Origin of the sequence: Acinetobacter sp. 1542444 (assembly GCF_000581835.1) — a bacterium.
GTDB lineage: Bacteria > Pseudomonadota > Gammaproteobacteria > Pseudomonadales > Moraxellaceae > Acinetobacter > Acinetobacter pittii.
In genome coordinates, this window is the sequence record NZ_JEYA01000003.1 from 397727 (window position 1) to 414591 (window position 16865).

The window sequence follows — 16865 nt, forward strand, 5'->3', positions numbered from 1 at the left end:
TGGATACCTGTTTTCAGACTTTTAGTTTTGGTCCGTATGGGAGAAACAGGGTTTATGGGATGGACGGAGCATAAAAGTTTGTCAATCACGAATAAATATATTAAATTCGATAACACTATTCGTATTTTTATAACAATTGGTGTATTTGATTAAAAAATGCATTGATTGATAGGAGTGTGCGTGTGGATCTATTTCATGCCATGAAAGTATTTAACAAAGTTGTCGAAACAAATAGTTTCAGTTTAGCGGCTGACAGTTTAGGCCTACCGCGTGCTTCAGTGACTACAACTATTCAGGCTTTAGAGAAACATTTACAAGTTCGATTGCTTAACCGAACAACCCGCAAACTTAGTTTGACACCAGATGGTGCGGTTTATTATGAGCGTACTTCGCGAATTTTAGCTGATGTCGAAGACGTAGAATCAACTTTTCATGATTCGGAGCGCGGACCACGAGGACGACTGCGTATTGATGTTAAAGCTTCAATCGGGCGGCTGATTCTGATTCCGATGCTTTGTGATTTTCATTCCAAGTATCCTGATATTGATTTGGTGATTGGAATGAGTGATCGTCCGGTCGATTTGGTTCAAGATGCAGTGGACTGTGTCATTCGTATTGGTCAACTGAAAGATTCAAGTTTAGTTGCGCGCCGTATCGGAACAATTCAGTGTGTGACAGTTGCTGCACCACGTTATTTAATGGAGCATGGCGAACCCAAAACTATTGAGGATCTACAAAAACATCAGGTCGTGCATTACTTTAACAGCCGTACAGGACGCAATATCGACTGGGATTTCATGGTGAACGGTGAGATTCATAGCGTTGGTGTGAAAGGGCGTGTTTCTGTCAACGATGGTGATTCATATATTGATTTGGCAGTGCAAGGTTTTGGCTTAATTCAATGCCCATATTACATGGTAGCAAAACATTTGGAATCTGGTGCACTTAGGGAAGTATTGACTGAATGGTTACCTGCACCTATGCCAATATCAGTCGTTTATCTACAAAATCGTCATTTATCGCCTAAAGTTCGAGTCTTCGTAGATTGGGTGGCTGAATTATTTGCAGGTTGTCCATTGTTGAGTGGTTGTTCAATGTCATTGGATCAAAAATGTGAATTTGCCAGTGCTAAAGAACATAATCATGAATACACCATTCGGACATTGGTTGAAAATGAAAATATGGCAGAAGCTTATACACTCAAAAACTAACTTAAAATTTGAGTGATTTTTCAACATTTAATCAATTAATAGAATCCACTGTTTAGTCATCTTCATAAATCCTTAATTTACTGGTATAGAAATTGCAATTCTTTCAGCAGAAGAGTAATTTAGAAATTGCTCAAGTTTTTATCACCTTATTAGGATTTTAAGGAGAAGCTTCAAGATGGCAAGCTTTATGAAAAAAATGTTCGTTTCAACAACCCTAGTTTTGGCTGCTGTTGCGACGAATGTTCAAGCAAAGGATTGGAAGGTGATTCGTTTTGGTACTGAGTCGTCTTATGCGCCGTTTGAATATAAAACACCAGATGGCAAGTTAACTGGTTTTGATGTTGATTTGGGTAATGCAATTTGTGCAAAACTCAAAGCCAAATGTGTTTGGGTTGAAAACTCTTTTGATGGGATGATTCCAGCACTTAAAGCGAAAAAATTTGATGGCATTCTTTCATCAATGACAGTCACTGATGAACGTGCAAAACAAATTGCATTTAGTAGCAAAATCTACAATACACCAACCCGTATGGTTGCAAAAAAAGGCTCGCCTTTATTACCTACAGCTGCCTCTTTGAAAGGTAAACGTGTCGGTGTACAACAGGGCACAATTCAAGAAACTTATGCTAAAACCTATTGGGCGCCAAAAGGTGTAACGGTTGTACCTTATCCAGTCCAAGATTTGATTTATCAAGACATGATGTCAGGTCGCTTGGATGCAACTTTACAAGACGCAATTATGGTTGATGGCGCTTTCTTAAAACAACCAAAAGGTAAAAACTTCAGTTTTGCTGGCGGTAATGTGGTTGATGCAAAAACACTAGGTGTAGGCGCAGCTATTGGTTTACGCAAAGAAGATGCGGATTTAAAAGCCAATATTAATAAAGCACTCGCTGCAATCATTGCAGATGGTACATACAAAAAACTCGAGAAAAAATATTTCTCCTTTAGCATTTACTAATGATGTGAAAAATGTCGGCTTTAAGCCGACATTTTTAGATCTATTCTCATCTCATCAATATTAGATATTGTTTTTAAGGAGAAGATGAGTCATGTTTTTTTCTGGCTTTGGGCCACTCCTGCTCAGCGGGACATGGATGACCATACAGCTTGCGTTGTTGTCACTTTTACTTTCTGTGATTATTGGCTTAATTGGTGCGAGCTCAAAACTCTCTAGTATTAAAATTTTACGTTATATAGCAACCGCTTACACTACGCTCATTCGAAGTGTGCCTGACTTGGTGATTATGCTGCTGTTATTTTATAGCTTGCAGTTGGGGCTCAACCAAATTACTGAAGCACTGCAAATGGACCAAATTGATATCAACCCATTTGTGGCGGGGGTGATTACTTTAGCGTTCATTTATGGTGCATATTTTACCGAGACCTTTCGTGGTGCATTTCAATCGGTTCCTAAAGGCCAAATTGAAGCAGCAATGGCCTATGGAATGACTCCGTGGCAGGTTTTTCACCGTGTATTATTCCCTCAAATGATGCGTTTCGCTTTGCCTGGTATTGGTAATAACTGGCAAGTTTTGATTAAGGCGACCGCACTAGTTTCTATTATTGGCCTGACTGACATTGTAAAAATTACGCAAGATGCGGGTAGAAGTACCATGCAACTGTTCTTTTTCAGCATCGTAGCTGCTGCCATTTATTTAGCAATTACCACCGTGTCGAATCTGATTTTAATGTGGCTTGAACGTCGTTATTCTGCTGGTGTAAGGAAGGGACAATTATGATTGAAATCCTTCAACAATATTGGCAGGCATACCTTTGGACTGATGGTTTGCAAATGACTGGCGTAGCGATGACGACTTGGTTATTGGTGCTTTCTATTGGCATTGGTTTTGTGCTTGCTGTGCCTTTATCACTTGCACGAGTATCAGAAAATATCTGGTTGCGTGGCCCAGTTTGGTTATATACCTATGTTTTTCGTGGCACACCACTTTATATCCAACTGCTGATTATTTATTCAGGTATTTATAGCTTTGATTATGTCCATGAGCACCAGACACTTGATGCTTTTTTTCGAGAGGGCATAAATTGCACCATTTTGGCATTCGCGCTCAATACTGGTGCATATACCACTGAAATCTTCGCTGGGGCGATTCGTTCTATTCCCCATGGAGAGATTGAGGCTGCACAAGCTTTCGGTATGTCAAAATGGAAACGGTACACTCGCATTATCATTCCATCGATGTTACGCCGTGCTTTACCTTTTTACGGCAATGAAGTCATTTTAATGTTGCACGCGACAACCATTGCATTTACAGCAACTGTTCCTGACATTTTAAAAATTGCGCGTGATGTGAATGCGGCAACCTATGACACCTTCAATGCTTTTGGAATTGCCGCGGTGTTGTATGCAATGCTGGCATTTATTTTGATTTGGATATTTCGTAAGTTGGAAAAACGTTGGTTGGCATTTTTAAAGCCATCGAATCATTAGGAGACATAAATGGAACACGTTGCAAAACTAGTGATTCGCGATTTACATAAGAAATTCGGCGATCATGAAGTGCTTAAAGGAATATCACTTGATGCAAATGCCGGTGATGTAATTAGTATCATTGGTTCATCGGGTTCAGGTAAAAGTACCTTGCTGCGTTGTATTAACTTTTTGGAACAACCGAGCAATGGCACCATTAAGCTTAATGGTGAAAAACTGCGTACAGTCTTTGATAAAAAAGGCAATTTAAAAGTAGTTCAACCAAAGCAACTACAAAAAATGCGTACCCAGCTCATGATGGTATTTCAGCATTTTAATTTGTGGTCTCACATGACAGTGCTGGAAAATGTCATTGAAGGGCCCATTCACGTACTTGGGGTGAAACGTGCTGAAGCTGAAGAGCGTGCAAGGAAATATCTACGCAAAGTTGGATTACCTGAAAGTGTTGAAAGTAAATATCCGGCATTTTTATCTGGTGGTCAGCAGCAACGTGTAGCGATTGCTCGTGCTTTGGCTATGGAACCAGAAGTTATGTTGTTCGATGAACCAACCAGCGCGCTTGATCCAGAGTTGGTGGGTGAGGTACTAAAGGTAATGCAGGGCTTGGCTGAAGAAGGACGTACTATGATTGTGGTGACACATGAAATGGGCTTCGCGCGTCATGTATCTAATCAAGTGATTTTTTTGCATCAAGGGAAAATTGAGGAACAGGGCCATCCTGATGAAGTACTCAATAACCCGAAAAGTGAGCGTTTAAAACAATTTTTGACGGGCAGTTTGAAATAAGCTGTTCATACCGAGTAAGGTGAAATTTTTTATAAAAAGAGTTTCATCGTACTCGGTTTCTTTTTATTTATATTTTATAAATGGGTATTTTTAGAAAACACATTAATAATGATAATACCTGCAATCATTAAAGTAAGACCAATACAGGCCGCCAAGTCTAAATGCTGTTTGTAAAATATCCAGCCAATTGCAGAAATTAAAATAATACCCGCACCCGACCAAATGGCATATGCAATCCCGATCGGAATTGTTTTTAGCGTCAGGGATAATAAATAAAAAGCAATTGCATAGCCCACAACAGTAACGATGGACGGAATGGGAACAGTAAAACCTTGAGATGCTTTTAAGGCTGAAGTTGCAACGACTTCACAAGCAATTGCAATTGCTAAATAAAGATAAGACATGGGGAGCTACGCCAGAAAGAGTTTTAATCAATCTATATGAAATGTTGAAATGGTTAGACCAGTTTTAACGATTGTGCAATTTTTGGGGTACAAAAATACCAGTAAAACAAACTGAACTGATCATTTGATTTTATCATTAGCAAAGTGGCTTAAGCTATTTATTCATTTATTTAATCATTGATCTGTATAGTCATTTAAGAGGATCAGCCACCTTAGCCTGATCCTCGATAGACTTTTTAAGAGATAGATTCGCCGAGTATATTTAAATCCTTAAATTTCTCTAGCAGTTGCTCTTTATTTTCAATATGTGCAGGGTCTGGTTTTACGCAATCGATAGGGCAAACCGCCTTACATGTGGGTGCATCATAAAAGCCTACACATTCGGTACAACGGTGTGGATCAATTTCATAAACCTTGTTGCCTTCAAAAATAGCTGTATTGGGGCATTCTGGTAAGCACATATCACAATTGATGCAGTCACTTGTAATCAAAAGCGCCATATTTAACTCGCTGAATAGGTTAACGTAGAGGCAGTAATGTTTTCCTTGGCATGAGGCAAATTGCGTATGAGTAAGGCATAACTAACCTCAACATCTTGTGAGAGTGGAATTTCAACAAAATGCCCCGAACCTTTAGCATCGGTAATTGGGTTACCTTTTAAATCGCGCATTTCGGTTAAGGTAAAGGTGATATTGCCTTGAGGCGTCATCAGCTCAAGTGAGTCGCCCACCACAAAACGGTTTTTAACTTCAATGCGAATATAATCGCCGTGACGTTCTAAAACCTCTCCACAAAATTGTTGGTAGTCGAAACGCGATGAACCATCAGCATAGTTTTGATATTCGCTATGCACATGACGTCTCAAAAAGCCTTCGGTATAACCACGGTTTGCCAAACCTTCGAGTTGGGTCATTAAGCTTGGGTCAAAGGGTTTACCTGCTAAAGCATCATCAATAGCTTTTCGATAAATTTGAGCAGTACGGGCACAGTAAAAATAGGATTTAGTACGGCCTTCAATTTTCAGTGAGGCAATCCCCATTTTGGTTAAACGATCTACATGTTGTACCGCACGTAAATCTTTAGAGTTCATAAAATAGGTGCCGTGTTCGTCTTCTTCAGCCGCAAACATTTCTTCATCATTGCGTTGTACCAGCAGCGTTTGAGCTGAGGTTATTTCTGATTGTGCTGATGAGCAGCAAGACTTTTCTGACGCGTTGAGCTGAGTAACTGGAATTACATCGCCGTTTGCATCTTCTTGAGTTTCATGCAACTTATAGTCCCAACGGCACGCATTGGTACAAGCACCTTGGTTGGCATCACGTTTATTCATATAACCAGAGAGTAGGCAACGGCCTGAATAGGCCATGCATAGTGCACCATGTACAAAAACTTCGAGTTCAATATCTGGTACGTTTTGCTGGATTTCTTCTATTTCTTCTAAAGATAACTCACGCGATAAAATCACACGGCTTAAACCATAATCTTTCCAAAACTTAACAGTGGCCCAGTTAATGGCGTTGGCTTGAACAGATAGATGAATTTGCACATCAGGAAAATGCTCACGCACCATCATGATTAAGCCCGGATCAGACATAATGAGTGCATCTGGTTGCATCGCTACAATTGGTTCAAGATCACGAATAAAGTTTTTTAATTTGCTGTTATGCGGTTGAATGTTCACCACAACATAAAACTTTTTGCCCAAAGCGTGGGCTTCATCAATTCCGATTTTTAGGTTGTCATGATCAAAAGCATTATTGCGCACACGTAAACTGTAACGTGGTTGGCCTGCATATACGGCATCTGCACCATAGGCAAAAGCATAGCGCATGTTTTTAAGTGAACCTGCGGGAGAGAGAAGCTCAGTTTTCATAAAATAAAAGGCATAAAAAATATATGGTTTTATTTTATTAACTCCACATTTGGGATTCAACCTACTGAATTAGTAGGGATTTGATCATCATCCTTTTGTACGGGCAGTATATTTTTTGCTAGCTCTCCTAAGCGCATCAAAGCATTTAACATTTTGGGATTTAACTCAAAACAAGCTGCAATTCGTAAACAATGACTAAAACGTTTATCAGCCGAACACAAAATTCCCGGCATACATAAGATTTTTTCGTCCATTGCTCGGTGAAACAGTTCTAGGGTATCAATTGATTCGGGTAGTTCTAACCATAAAATAAATCCCGCTTGTGGACGACTGGCTCGAGTACCGATTGGGAAAAAGCGGCAAATATAAGATTTGATGGTGTCAATTTGTTGTTGATAGCGTTTTTTGAGTTGACGTAAATGCAGGTCATAACCACCATTTTCTAAGAAAAGGCCTAACGTTTCTGTGAGTAAAGCTGGCTCTGCAACAGTGGTTGTAAATTTAAGCTGCTGCACAATATTACGAAAGCGCCCAGCTTCTAACCAACCAATCCGATAATCAGGTGCTACAGTCTTGGTATAGCTACCACACACCAAAACCCATCCGTTTTGGTCAAACGCTTTGATGTTGGGTAAGAGGGGCTCGGTGAGTTGCAATTCGGCATACATCGCATCTTCAATGACAGGAACTTGGAACTGATTAGCTAACTCTGCCAAGCGACGACGGTTACTTTCAGGCATGCTAAAACCGAGGGGGTTATGTCCTGTTGGAATGGTTAAAATGGCTTGTACACTTTGAGATTTTAAGAGTTCTTCAAGAGCATTTAGGCACATACCTGTATGTGGTGAGGTCGGCACTTCTACAATTTTTCGGCCTAAATTATGGAGGAGTGGGTACAGGTTGTGAAATGTTGGAATCTCAAGCGCTATGCTGTCACCCGCTTGAGTGGTTGCCATAATCGCAAGACTTAAAGCCTCCATCGTGCCATGAGTCAGCACAATATCATCTGCTGAAAGAAACATACCTAGCTGTAAGCTTCGCCTAGCAATTTGAGTACGTAAACGTATAGAACCGGGCGGCAAGGTATAGCTTTTAAAAATATCTGATTGAGAGCGCAACACCTGAGCAGTTAAGCGTTTTAAGCGTTCAATTGGATAGAAATTTTCCCCAGAAGGGCAAGCTAGGGCCAAATTGACATAGTCAGGGTCCATCTGCTTTTTAACAATTTGTGCGAGAAAACAACTAACTCCTGAAAGTGATACTTTTTCTTCACTGACATAACGCTCTTCGAGTTCTAGTAAGTTTGAAGGTGCATGACAAACATAGTAACCAGACTGTGGACGAACTGAAATTAAACCTTGATCTTCAAGCTGGCGATAAGCTTCTTTTACGGTATTAATACTGACCTGATAATGCTGGGCACAATCTCGAATTGATGGCAACCGAGAACCAATAGGCTGCCTGCCATTTTGAATTTGCAGGGTGAGGTCATCACTCACTTTTTTATATTTGTACATATCCATTCATTAAAAAGCCAAAGCAATGGATACACTTTATAGCGATCCCTGATTTATCTCAAATATTGTTATGCATTTAGATTAATCCATTTAATAGGGATATAGTTTTAATAACTGTGTCTATTATTTTTCATATTAACTGATACTGTGACCATTAAAAATAAATCAGTAAGATCAAGAAATGGTGAGGACTTAAAAACCATATTTTAAATTACAAAATCAGTAGGAGAGGTCTATGTCTGTTGTTGCATTTAAACAAGTTGATGTTTTTACTTCACAAGCATTTAAAGGAAATCCTGTTGCGGTCATTATGGACGCCAGTACCTTAACATCTGAACAGATGCAAGCCATTGCGAACTGGACCAATCTTTCTGAAACTACATTTGTGCTCCCTGCGACCGATTCACAAGCTGACTATCAGGTACGAATCTTTACTCCGCAAAGTGAGTTGCCATTTGCAGGCCATCCTACAATTGGTACTGCCTATGCTTTGCTTGAGGCTAATCTAATTAAAGCGAAAGAAGGTAAGCTGGTACAGCAGTGCGGTGCTGGTTTAGTGACTCTGACCGTGAGTGAGTCAAGTCATATTTCATTTGAACTACCTAAGCCTAAAATTACTCCACTAGATGCAATGCACACTGAAAAGTTAGCAGAAATTTTAAAATGTGAAATTAATACTCAATGGAACGCTGCATTGGTGGATGTAGGGGCACGCTGGATTGTATTGCAGGCTGTTAATGCTGACGCTGTTTTAGATAGCCAACCAGACTTTGCCGCTTTAAAAGAACATGACTTAGAAATGAAAGTTACGGGTGCGACAGTTTTTGGTTTTCATGAAAATAATGATGAACAAAAACACATAGAAGTTCGTTCATTTGCCCCTTCATGTGGAATAAATGAAGATCCTGTTTGTGGTAGTGGTAATGGTAGCGTAGCTTCATTTATTCGTTATTATGGGATTCTTCCTGCACAAAATGATGTCGTAGTTTCTTCACAAGGTGGGGCGGTAGGTCGAGACGGACAACTTCAACTTGAATTGTATCAAGATAAAATTTTAGTGGGTGGAACCGCTGTCACCTGTATCGATGGCACAATTAAATTGTAAAACAGACATAAAAAAACCGAGGACTTTGCCTCGGTTTTTTTATGTCTAGAAAAAATTATTTTTCTACGAACGCACGTTCAATGACGTAGTCGCCCATTTCACCCATACGAGGTGATTCAACTAAACCGTGTTGGTCAAGTAATGCAGCCACGTCTTTTAAGAATGCAGGGCTACCGCAAAGCATTGCACGGTCAGTTTCACGGTTGAAGCGTGGTAAACCGATTTTTTCGAATAAAGCGCCAGTTTCAATTGCAGTTGTTACACGGCCTTGAGTGTGGAAAGGTTCACGAGTAACAGTTGGGTAGTAAACAAGCTTGTCTTTAATACCTAACTCTTCAAAGAATTCGTGGTTTGGTAATTCGTTCAAGATAAGGTCTTGATAAGCTAATTCAGAAATATAGCGTGTACCATGAACAACGATTACTTTTTCAAAGCGTTCGTAAGTTTCTGGATCACGAATAATTGATAAGAATGGAGCAAGACCAGTACCAGAAGATAAAAGGTATAAGTTTTTACCTGGTAAAAGGTCATCATGAACCAAAGTACCTGTTGGTTTTTTAGAAACTAAGATTTCATCACCAACTTGTACTTTTTGCAAAATCGAAGTTAAAGGACCGTCTTGTACTTTAATTGAGAAGAATTCTAACTCTTCTTCGTAGTTTGCACTTGCAATCGAATACGCACGCATTAACGGTTTGCCATTCACTTCAAGTCCGATCATTACGAACTGACCATTTTTAAAACGTAAGCTGGTATCGCGTGTAGTTTTAAAACTGAAAAGAGTGTCATTCCAGTGGTGAACATGAGTAATGCGTTCAACGTTAAAAGCAGCCATTAAAGGTCTCGATCACGATTAAAAGAAAACAGATTGCTATTCTAATCTAATTTCATTCCCGATAAACTGAATATATTTAATTGTGTTTATAAGAAAAAGTGATGATCAATTCTGTCACCTTCCCCATCATTGGCCACATGTGCTCTCCCTATCGTGAAAAATTCGGTATTCCACGCCAGCCTAATTTGGTCAATATCGAGTCTTATATTGATATGGTAGAACCATATAACGACTTGTTAGCATTTGAGGGAATTGAGCAATTTAGTCATCTCTGGTTAGTTTGGCAGTTTCATGACAATAAAAATCAAGGCAATGCAGCTAAGTTCCGTCCACAGGTTCGTCCGCCACGTTTAGGTGGTAATGAAAAAATTGGAGTATTTGCTACACGAAGTATGTATAGACCTTCTCCAATCGGGCTTTCAGTCGTAAAACTTAATAAAGTCGAAAAAGTGGGGAAGTCTGTGCGTGTCTATGTCACTGGAAGTGATTTATTAAATGGCACCCCAATTTTAGATATCAAACCTTATATTCAATATTCTGATGCAATTGCGGAGGCTCAAAGTGGTTATGCGCATGCAGAACCAGAACGAAAGGCAGTTATTTGGAATGAAACTGCGTTAACAGCTCAAAAATATTTTCTTCAAAATAAAGAAATAGATTCGCAGTACATTGATGAGCTTGAGCAAGTGTTAGCTTTAGATCCTCGGCCTGCCTACCAAGAAGACCCTGAAAGAATCTATAAAATGAAATTTTCAGACTTTGATATTCATTTTAAGGTCGATCAATTTGTAGTTACCGTCATTGATGTGGTGAAGACTTCTGCGCTTGCACAATAGATATTTTAAAACCAGTGGATGTTGAGCCAAAGTAAAGTAATAAAAATAGCCATATGAATGAGCTGGGCGGGAACGAAAGCAAGGGCATAGCGTAGTCCGCCCGAAATTGCAGAGTTCACACTTTTAGCAAGAGCGTGAACTGCAAAACCTCCTAAAAAGGCAATTAATAAAGGTGTCATATGTGCGCTATCAGGTTCACCTTGCACAATGACCGCCGCTATAGCTGCATGTATTTCAAATAAAGAAGCAAGTAAGGTCCCCGCGATTAATCCCGCATCGCCTAAAGATAGACTTAAACCATAAACACCTGCCTGAATAAGGGTAAGTGTACCCGCAATAATAATGGCTTCTTTTAAGCTGAACATTCTTGAGTCAAGCTCGGGCGAAGCCGTACTAGGTTCGGATTTACGTAATAAAATAAAAGCCCATACTGCTAAAACTAGTAAGGCAATAAGTGTAGGAAATATAATCAGTTTGAACCAAGCAAAGCTAATACCGATCACAATAATTAAGGTTTGAATCAGTGTTGAAACGCAAGACATCAATGCAGCACCTGCATTTGTTGTTGCGTTGGCTTTGCCAGAGCGTACTTCTAAACCTAAACTGGCAATAGTTGCTGTACTAGAAACAAATCCAGAAGCTAAAGAAGAAAGCAATAAAGCATTTTTAGATGACAAAAGTCGCTTCGCAATATGGGCGAGGGCTTGTACAAATAAGATTAAAGTCAGTAATTTTAAAATCACATGTGGATTTAAAACAGGCCCCCAAAAAGGCTTATTAGGTACTAAAGGCAGAGCAATTAACAGTAAGGCAAGTAGAAAAATACCATCACGCAACTCCGATTCAGTAATCCACTGACTGGCAATGCCATGCATAGACTGCTTAGCTATTAAGATAGTTGTCATTATCACAGCTAGGCCAGCAGCGAGCGAAATATTCCAAATGCAAAGTGCCCCAATGAAGTAAGTCATAATAAAGGCGAGTTCGGTGGTCACGCCCGGGTCATTTGGCTGATTTTTGAGGGAAACAATACTAATAGCACCAATGAGTAAGGCACCTACAATTCCAATTTCAATGCCAAATATAAAACAGACCGCTCCTAATAATGCACTAATGGCAAAAGATCGAAATCCCGCAAAGGTTTTATATTCATGTTTAAGCTTACTTCGTTCTCGTTCTAAACCAATTAATAAACCACAACCAAGCGCCGCAGCAATTACTGTAATGAATTCTTCAAATGATGCTGTTTGTAATGACATTGTCATTGGAAGCTCCATATTACTTCCTCTTTGCTTATTGTTATATGTAGATTTGAATCATTTTAAAATCATGTATTCATGTTCAGTTTATTCTTTTTATTATAGTGAGCATAGTGTCTTTTTTTAGACAAAACTAGGTAGGAAATATTTCTATAAATATGACCTGTGACACAAAAAAATATTAAGATGAGAATTGGTTTAATTAACTGATGTTAAAGGATATTTAAATATAAAACATCTCTGCTATATTATAAAAATATATTGGGGATAACGCATGAATGCACATGTAGAAATAGATACATATTGGTGTCTAGAACAACTATTACAAGAAGGCCGTATAACAGAACGAGATAAATTACTGGTACAGACAAGTCACCGCCAAAAAGACCAGTTAAAGTGGCACCCATTACAGTGGATTGCACATTTTAATTTAAAAGATCAGCAACACACGCATGCGCATTTGAGTTTAAACCGCTTATGCTTATGGTTTGCAGATCGGGTTCAGCTACCTCTATTTGTGATCGATCCTTTAAAGGCAGATGTCAGCGCTTTAACGCAGGTCATGTCACAAGAGTTTGCCATTCGTAACCATATTTTAGCTGTTGAAATTCATGCTGACCGAATCGTGATTGGAACAGATCAACCATTTCAAACAGATTGGCTCAATAATCTCGAACGAAGTCTAGCGCCTAAAAAAATTGAACGGGTACTGCTTAATCCCGAACAGTTACAACGTTATTTGCGAGAATATTATCAGGTAAGTCGCGCGGTAAACTCGGCTCAAAAAGATGCGGCTCATGACCGCGACAGTAAAAATGTTGAAGCACTTTTGCAGCTTGGCGATAGTCAAAATCCAGATGCGAATGATCAGCATATAGTGAAGTTGGTCGATTGGATTTTACAGTTCGCATTCGAGCAGAGTGCCAGTGATATTCACATGGAACCGCGTAAAGATAATGGTAAAGTCAGGTTTAGGATTGATGGCGTTTTACACACCATTTATAACATGCCTTCAAATACTCTGACCGCCGTGATTTCTCGGATTAAAATTTTAGGACGTTTGAATGTAGCGGAAAAACGTAAACCACAAGATGGCCGGTTAAAAACACGTACACCTAAAGGACAAGAAACCGAATTACGTTTATCAACCTTACCAACCGCATTTGGTGAAAAACTGGTCATGCGAATTTTCGATCCTGATGTGCTGGTGCGTTCTTTTCAGCAACTAGGTTTTGAAGAGCGTTTATTGCAACAGTGGCAACAATTAACAAAAAATAGCCACGGCATTATTTTAGTCACGGGTCCTACAGGCTCTGGTAAAACGACCACGCTATATTCATCCTTAAAGCAGCTTGCAACCGAGCAGGTCAATGTATGTACCATTGAAGATCCGATTGAAATGCTAGAGCCTAGTTTTAACCAAATGCAGGTCAATAATGCAATTGAATTAGGCTTTGCAGACGGCGTGCGTGCACTGATGCGACAAGATCCCGACATTATTATGATTGGGGAAATTCGTGATCAAGATACAGCGAATATGGCCATTCAGGCAGCATTAACAGGTCATTTGGTTTTATCAACTTTACATACCAATGATGCACCGTCTAGTTTGACTCGGTTGCATGATTTGGGTGTACAGCCATTTCTGACAGCTGCAACAATTTTGGGTGTTCTCGCGCAGCGCTTAGTCCGCCAGCTTTGCCCACACTGTAAGCAAAAAACTCATATTAATGAGGATGAGTGGGAACACTTAACCTTTGACTACATTATGGAAATGCCTGAAACGGTTTATCAAGCGGTAGGCTGTGAAGAATGTCGTCATACAGGCTATAAAGGGCGAGTCGGTATTTACGAATTTATGCCAGTCAGTCTTGAGCTTAAACACCTTATTAGTAGTCATGTGACATTAAATGATTTAAGAACTCAAACTAAAAAAGAAGGTATAGAACCTTTAAGAATTGCGGGAGCCCGTAAAGTGATTGAAGGACTTACGACATTAGAAGAGGTCTTGAGGGTTGTGCCATTAAATTAAGTTTTTCTTAAGATTCACCTCATTTATGGTTGATTTAATTGCTTTATCCCAAAAGGGAACCATAAACAGAGAGTAATAATATGAATATGCTTAAAGTAATGTTGATGACTGCTGGTATGACTGCTGCAGGCGTAGTTGTGGCGAATACACCAGTGAATCAAGCTGCAATTGCTCCGGCAACTGTCACCACAGTAAAACAGGCATTAACCTCAAAAGATAATACACCGATCAAATTACATGGTCAGGTTGTAAAGTCTTTAGGTGATGAAAAATATCAATTCCGTGATAAGACAGGTAGCATTACAATTGATGTAGATGATGAACTTTGGCAAGGTCGCCCTATTTCAGCCAATACAAATGTGACTTTAATTGGTGAAGTAGACATTGACTATAAACCTTTAAAACGCGTAGAAATTGATGTGGATCAAGTTCAGTTCTAATGAATAAGGTCTGTAGATCTACTACTTTTAGCCGCATTTAAATCATGCGGCTTTGCTTTTTTTATAAAGGCTTGGCAAGATCAAATCAGGATATAACAGGAAAAATAGATGAGAATTTTGCTTGCAGAAGATGATCGCTCTCAAGCTGAAAGCATTCAATCATGGTTAGAGTTAGACGGTTATCAGGTGGATTGGGTCGAAAGAGGTGATTATGCACTTACGGCAATCGAACAGCATGATTATGACTGTATTTTGCTTGATCGGGGACTACCTCAACTGGCTGGTGAAAAGGTTTTAACAACGATCCGTCACAAACAAAAAAATGTTCCTGTTATTTTTATTACTGCACGTGACAGCATTCATGATCGGGTAGAGGGGCTAGATTTAGGTGCAAATGATTATTTGGTTAAGCCTTTTAGTTTAGAAGAATTATCGGCTCGCATCCGCGCTCAATTACGCAAACAAACTTTGAGTCAGCAATCGGTTTTAACATGGGGTGACCTACAACTTGATACACAAGCGAAAGTCGTATTAAGCGCTGGCAAGTCTATCGATTTAACGGCAAAAGAATTCCAAATATTGCGTAAGCTTATGGTGCATCCCGAGCATATTATTACCCGTGATCAATTAGAAGAAGCACTCTATGCATGGGGCGAGGAAATTGAAAGTAACGCAATCGAGGTATTTATTTATCAACTTCGAAAAAAAATCGGAAGCAGCAGTATTAAAACCATACGGGGGCTCGGCTACCGTATGGGAGATGTAAAATGAAATCGAATCGCTCATCTTTGCAGTCTCAACTGGTTAAAACTACGATGTGGAGTAGTATCGTGGTGGGATTACTGGCTTTAAGCTTACTCACCATATTTTCTATCTATCACAACATGTCAGTGCAAGATGAAATCATGGATGAAATTTCAGATACTTTGCTGGTTTCTGATCTTTCTGAACATTCCATGAAACAGTTTGATGAGCTGAGTGATGAATTTGATATTCAGTATGAGTTATTAAACACAGGCCAAGTACTTACTCATTCTCATAGCTATCAGCATGAACTTTTTGAGCAAGGTAACTTATCAGAAGGTTTTTCGTATTTTTGGTTTGATGGCCAATTATGGCGTAGTCTGGCTGCACAACAAGAAGACTCTCAGCTACAAGTTGAAGTTTTTCAACCAATGAGTACACGTGTTGAAGAGGTACTCAAAGCACTTGCTGGATATAGCGGTCTTATGGTGTTGTTTTGGTTACTGCAATGGGTCATTGTAAGTTGGCGTACCGAGCATCAATTGGCTGCACTCAATTTACTTTCTAGACGAATTGCTCAAAAAACTGCATCAAATTTAGAGCCAATTCAAGAACCAGATGTCATTACAGAAATTCAACCTGTTATAGATGCATTAAATCAATTGCTTGCGAGATTGCAAAGGGCTCTTGTTGCTGAACAGCGTTTTACCGCGGATGCTTCGCATGAGCTACGTTCTCCGTTATCTGCTATACAAATGCGTCTTCAGGTTTTACAGCGTAAATACCAACATCTTCCAGAACTTCATCAAGATTTTGAACGCATACAAGAAGACGTTTCTAGAAGTACAAAAATACTTGAGAATTTACTTCTTCTGGCCCGCTTAGAACCTAATGAAGCTGAACAGCCTGAACTTCCTAAGACAGTTATCGATTTAAATTACTTACTGGCTAGAGTGATTGAAACTGTAGATTTAGATGCGAAAGCTAAACAGATGTTGATAGAGGTAAATACCTTATCGACAGAAACTAAAACATATGCGAATGAAGAATTACTGTTTATTGCTTTTAGAAATTTATTTGATAACGCCATTCGTTATAGTCCGACACTAGGCTCTATTCATGTTGAGATTAGTCAATATGAACAGCAAATTAAGGTGTCTATTGAAGACACGGGAAATGGAGTAGATGATGAAGTGCTATTACGGTTAGGGCAGCGTTTTTTTCGGGTACTTGGTACTCAGCAGCAAGGTTCTGGCTTAGGAATTTCAATTACTCGAAAAATTATTGAATTGCATAATGGCAAGTTACGTTTTATGCATGCTGAACAAGGTGGGCTGAGAGCAGAGATTATTCTTCCTTCATAAAAAAATA

Annotated in this window: 17 protein-coding genes; 11 read left to right on the plus strand and 6 right to left on the minus strand. The window is 39.4% G+C overall.

The window, feature by feature from the left end:
- The first annotated feature begins 182 nt into the window (after positions 1-182).
- The 5 genes from J580_RS13950 to J580_RS13970 all read left to right on the plus strand — a co-directional run bounded on the left by J580_RS13950 (position 183) and on the right by J580_RS13970 (position 4449).
- The gene (locus tag J580_RS13950; RefSeq protein ID WP_005068243.1) at positions 183-1211 is read left to right on the plus strand and encodes a LysR family transcriptional regulator; all 1029 of its coding nucleotides are present in this window, start codon (positions 183-185) and stop codon (positions 1209-1211) included.
- Between the two features lie 175 nt (positions 1212-1386).
- On the plus strand, positions 1387-2172 hold the full coding sequence (locus J580_RS13955) for an ABC transporter substrate-binding protein (protein ID WP_014207231.1): 786 nt from the start codon (positions 1387-1389) through the stop codon (positions 2170-2172).
- Positions 2173-2263: 91 nt separating this feature from the next.
- Positions 2264-2953 carry an ABC transporter permease gene (locus J580_RS13960; RefSeq protein ID WP_005073444.1) on the plus strand — a complete coding sequence of 230 codons (690 nt, stop codon included), beginning with the start codon at positions 2264-2266 and terminating at the stop codon, positions 2951-2953.
- Entirely contained in the window at positions 2950-3663 is a 714-nt protein-coding gene (locus J580_RS13965) for an ABC transporter permease (RefSeq protein ID WP_005073446.1), read from the plus strand. The genes J580_RS13960 and J580_RS13965 overlap by 4 nt, the downstream gene beginning before the upstream one ends.
- 9 nt (positions 3664-3672) lie before the next feature.
- On the plus strand, positions 3673-4449 hold the full coding sequence (locus J580_RS13970; RefSeq protein WP_032004608.1) for an ABC transporter ATP-binding protein: 777 nt from the start codon (positions 3673-3675) through the stop codon (positions 4447-4449).
- A 74-nt stretch (positions 4450-4523) separates the two neighbouring features.
- Here J580_RS13970 and abeS read toward each other — a convergent pair whose 3' ends face one another.
- From abeS to J580_RS13990, 4 genes are all read right to left on the minus strand, one after another.
- A complete protein-coding gene (gene abeS, locus J580_RS13975) occupies positions 4524-4853 on the minus strand; it encodes a multidrug efflux SMR transporter AbeS (protein ID WP_002118134.1) in 330 nt (109 codons plus the stop codon).
- Between the two features lie 236 nt (positions 4854-5089).
- Positions 5090-5353 carry a YfhL family 4Fe-4S dicluster ferredoxin gene (locus J580_RS13980; RefSeq protein ID WP_032004609.1) on the minus strand — a complete coding sequence of 88 codons (264 nt, stop codon included), beginning with the start codon at positions 5351-5353 and terminating at the stop codon, positions 5090-5092.
- A 2-nt stretch (positions 5354-5355) separates the two neighbouring features.
- Positions 5356-6726: a tRNA 5-hydroxyuridine modification protein YegQ gene (yegQ, locus tag J580_RS13985; protein ID WP_032004610.1), complete on the minus strand. Its 1371-nt coding sequence runs from the start codon at positions 6724-6726 to the stop codon at positions 5356-5358.
- Positions 6727-6782: 56 nt separating this feature from the next.
- On the minus strand, positions 6783-8249 hold the full coding sequence (locus J580_RS13990; protein WP_081403652.1) for a PLP-dependent aminotransferase family protein: 1467 nt from the start codon (positions 8247-8249) through the stop codon (positions 6783-6785).
- 229 nt (positions 8250-8478) lie between these two features.
- Here J580_RS13990 and J580_RS13995 point away from each other — a divergent pair, with 229 nt between their 5' ends.
- A complete protein-coding gene (locus J580_RS13995; RefSeq protein ID WP_032004614.1) occupies positions 8479-9348 on the plus strand; it encodes a PhzF family phenazine biosynthesis protein in 870 nt (289 codons plus the stop codon).
- A 55-nt stretch (positions 9349-9403) separates the two neighbouring features.
- Here the strand turns inward: J580_RS13995 and J580_RS14000 are convergent, their stop codons facing one another.
- Positions 9404-10183: a ferredoxin--NADP reductase gene (locus J580_RS14000; RefSeq protein WP_002118187.1), complete on the minus strand. Its 780-nt coding sequence runs from the start codon at positions 10181-10183 to the stop codon at positions 9404-9406.
- A 101-nt stretch (positions 10184-10284) separates the two neighbouring features.
- Here J580_RS14000 and tsaA point away from each other — a divergent pair, with 101 nt between their 5' ends.
- Positions 10285-11019 (plus strand): tRNA (N6-threonylcarbamoyladenosine(37)-N6)-methyltransferase TrmO, encoded by a 735-nt coding sequence (gene tsaA, locus J580_RS14005; protein ID WP_068791278.1) that lies wholly within the window; start codon positions 10285-10287, stop codon positions 11017-11019.
- Positions 11020-11024: 5 nt separating this feature from the next.
- On the opposite strand, the gene J580_RS14010 is transcribed toward tsaA, so the two are convergent.
- Positions 11025-12296 (minus strand): MgtC/SapB family protein, encoded by a 1272-nt coding sequence (locus J580_RS14010; RefSeq protein WP_032004616.1) that lies wholly within the window; start codon positions 12294-12296, stop codon positions 11025-11027.
- Positions 12297-12552: 256 nt separating this feature from the next.
- Here J580_RS14010 and J580_RS14015 point away from each other — a divergent pair, with 256 nt between their 5' ends.
- The 4 genes from J580_RS14015 (at position 12553) to J580_RS14030 (ending at position 16858) form a co-directional block, all read left to right on the plus strand.
- The gene (locus J580_RS14015; protein ID WP_017398589.1) at positions 12553-14310 is read left to right on the plus strand and encodes a GspE/PulE family protein; all 1758 of its coding nucleotides are present in this window, start codon (positions 12553-12555) and stop codon (positions 14308-14310) included.
- An 80-nt stretch (positions 14311-14390) separates the two neighbouring features.
- Positions 14391-14750, plus strand: coding sequence for a NirD/YgiW/YdeI family stress tolerance protein (locus J580_RS14020; protein WP_002118236.1), 360 nt, complete (start codon positions 14391-14393; stop codon positions 14748-14750).
- A gap of 108 nt (positions 14751-14858) precedes the next feature.
- On the plus strand, positions 14859-15521 hold the full coding sequence (locus tag J580_RS14025; protein WP_014207221.1) for a response regulator transcription factor: 663 nt from the start codon (positions 14859-14861) through the stop codon (positions 15519-15521).
- Positions 15518-16858, plus strand: a complete 1341-nt coding sequence (locus tag J580_RS14030) for a sensor histidine kinase (RefSeq protein WP_032004618.1) — start codon at positions 15518-15520, stop codon at positions 16856-16858. Before J580_RS14025 ends, J580_RS14030 begins: the two co-directional genes overlap by 4 nt.
- The last annotated feature ends 7 nt before the right edge of the window (positions 16859-16865 follow it).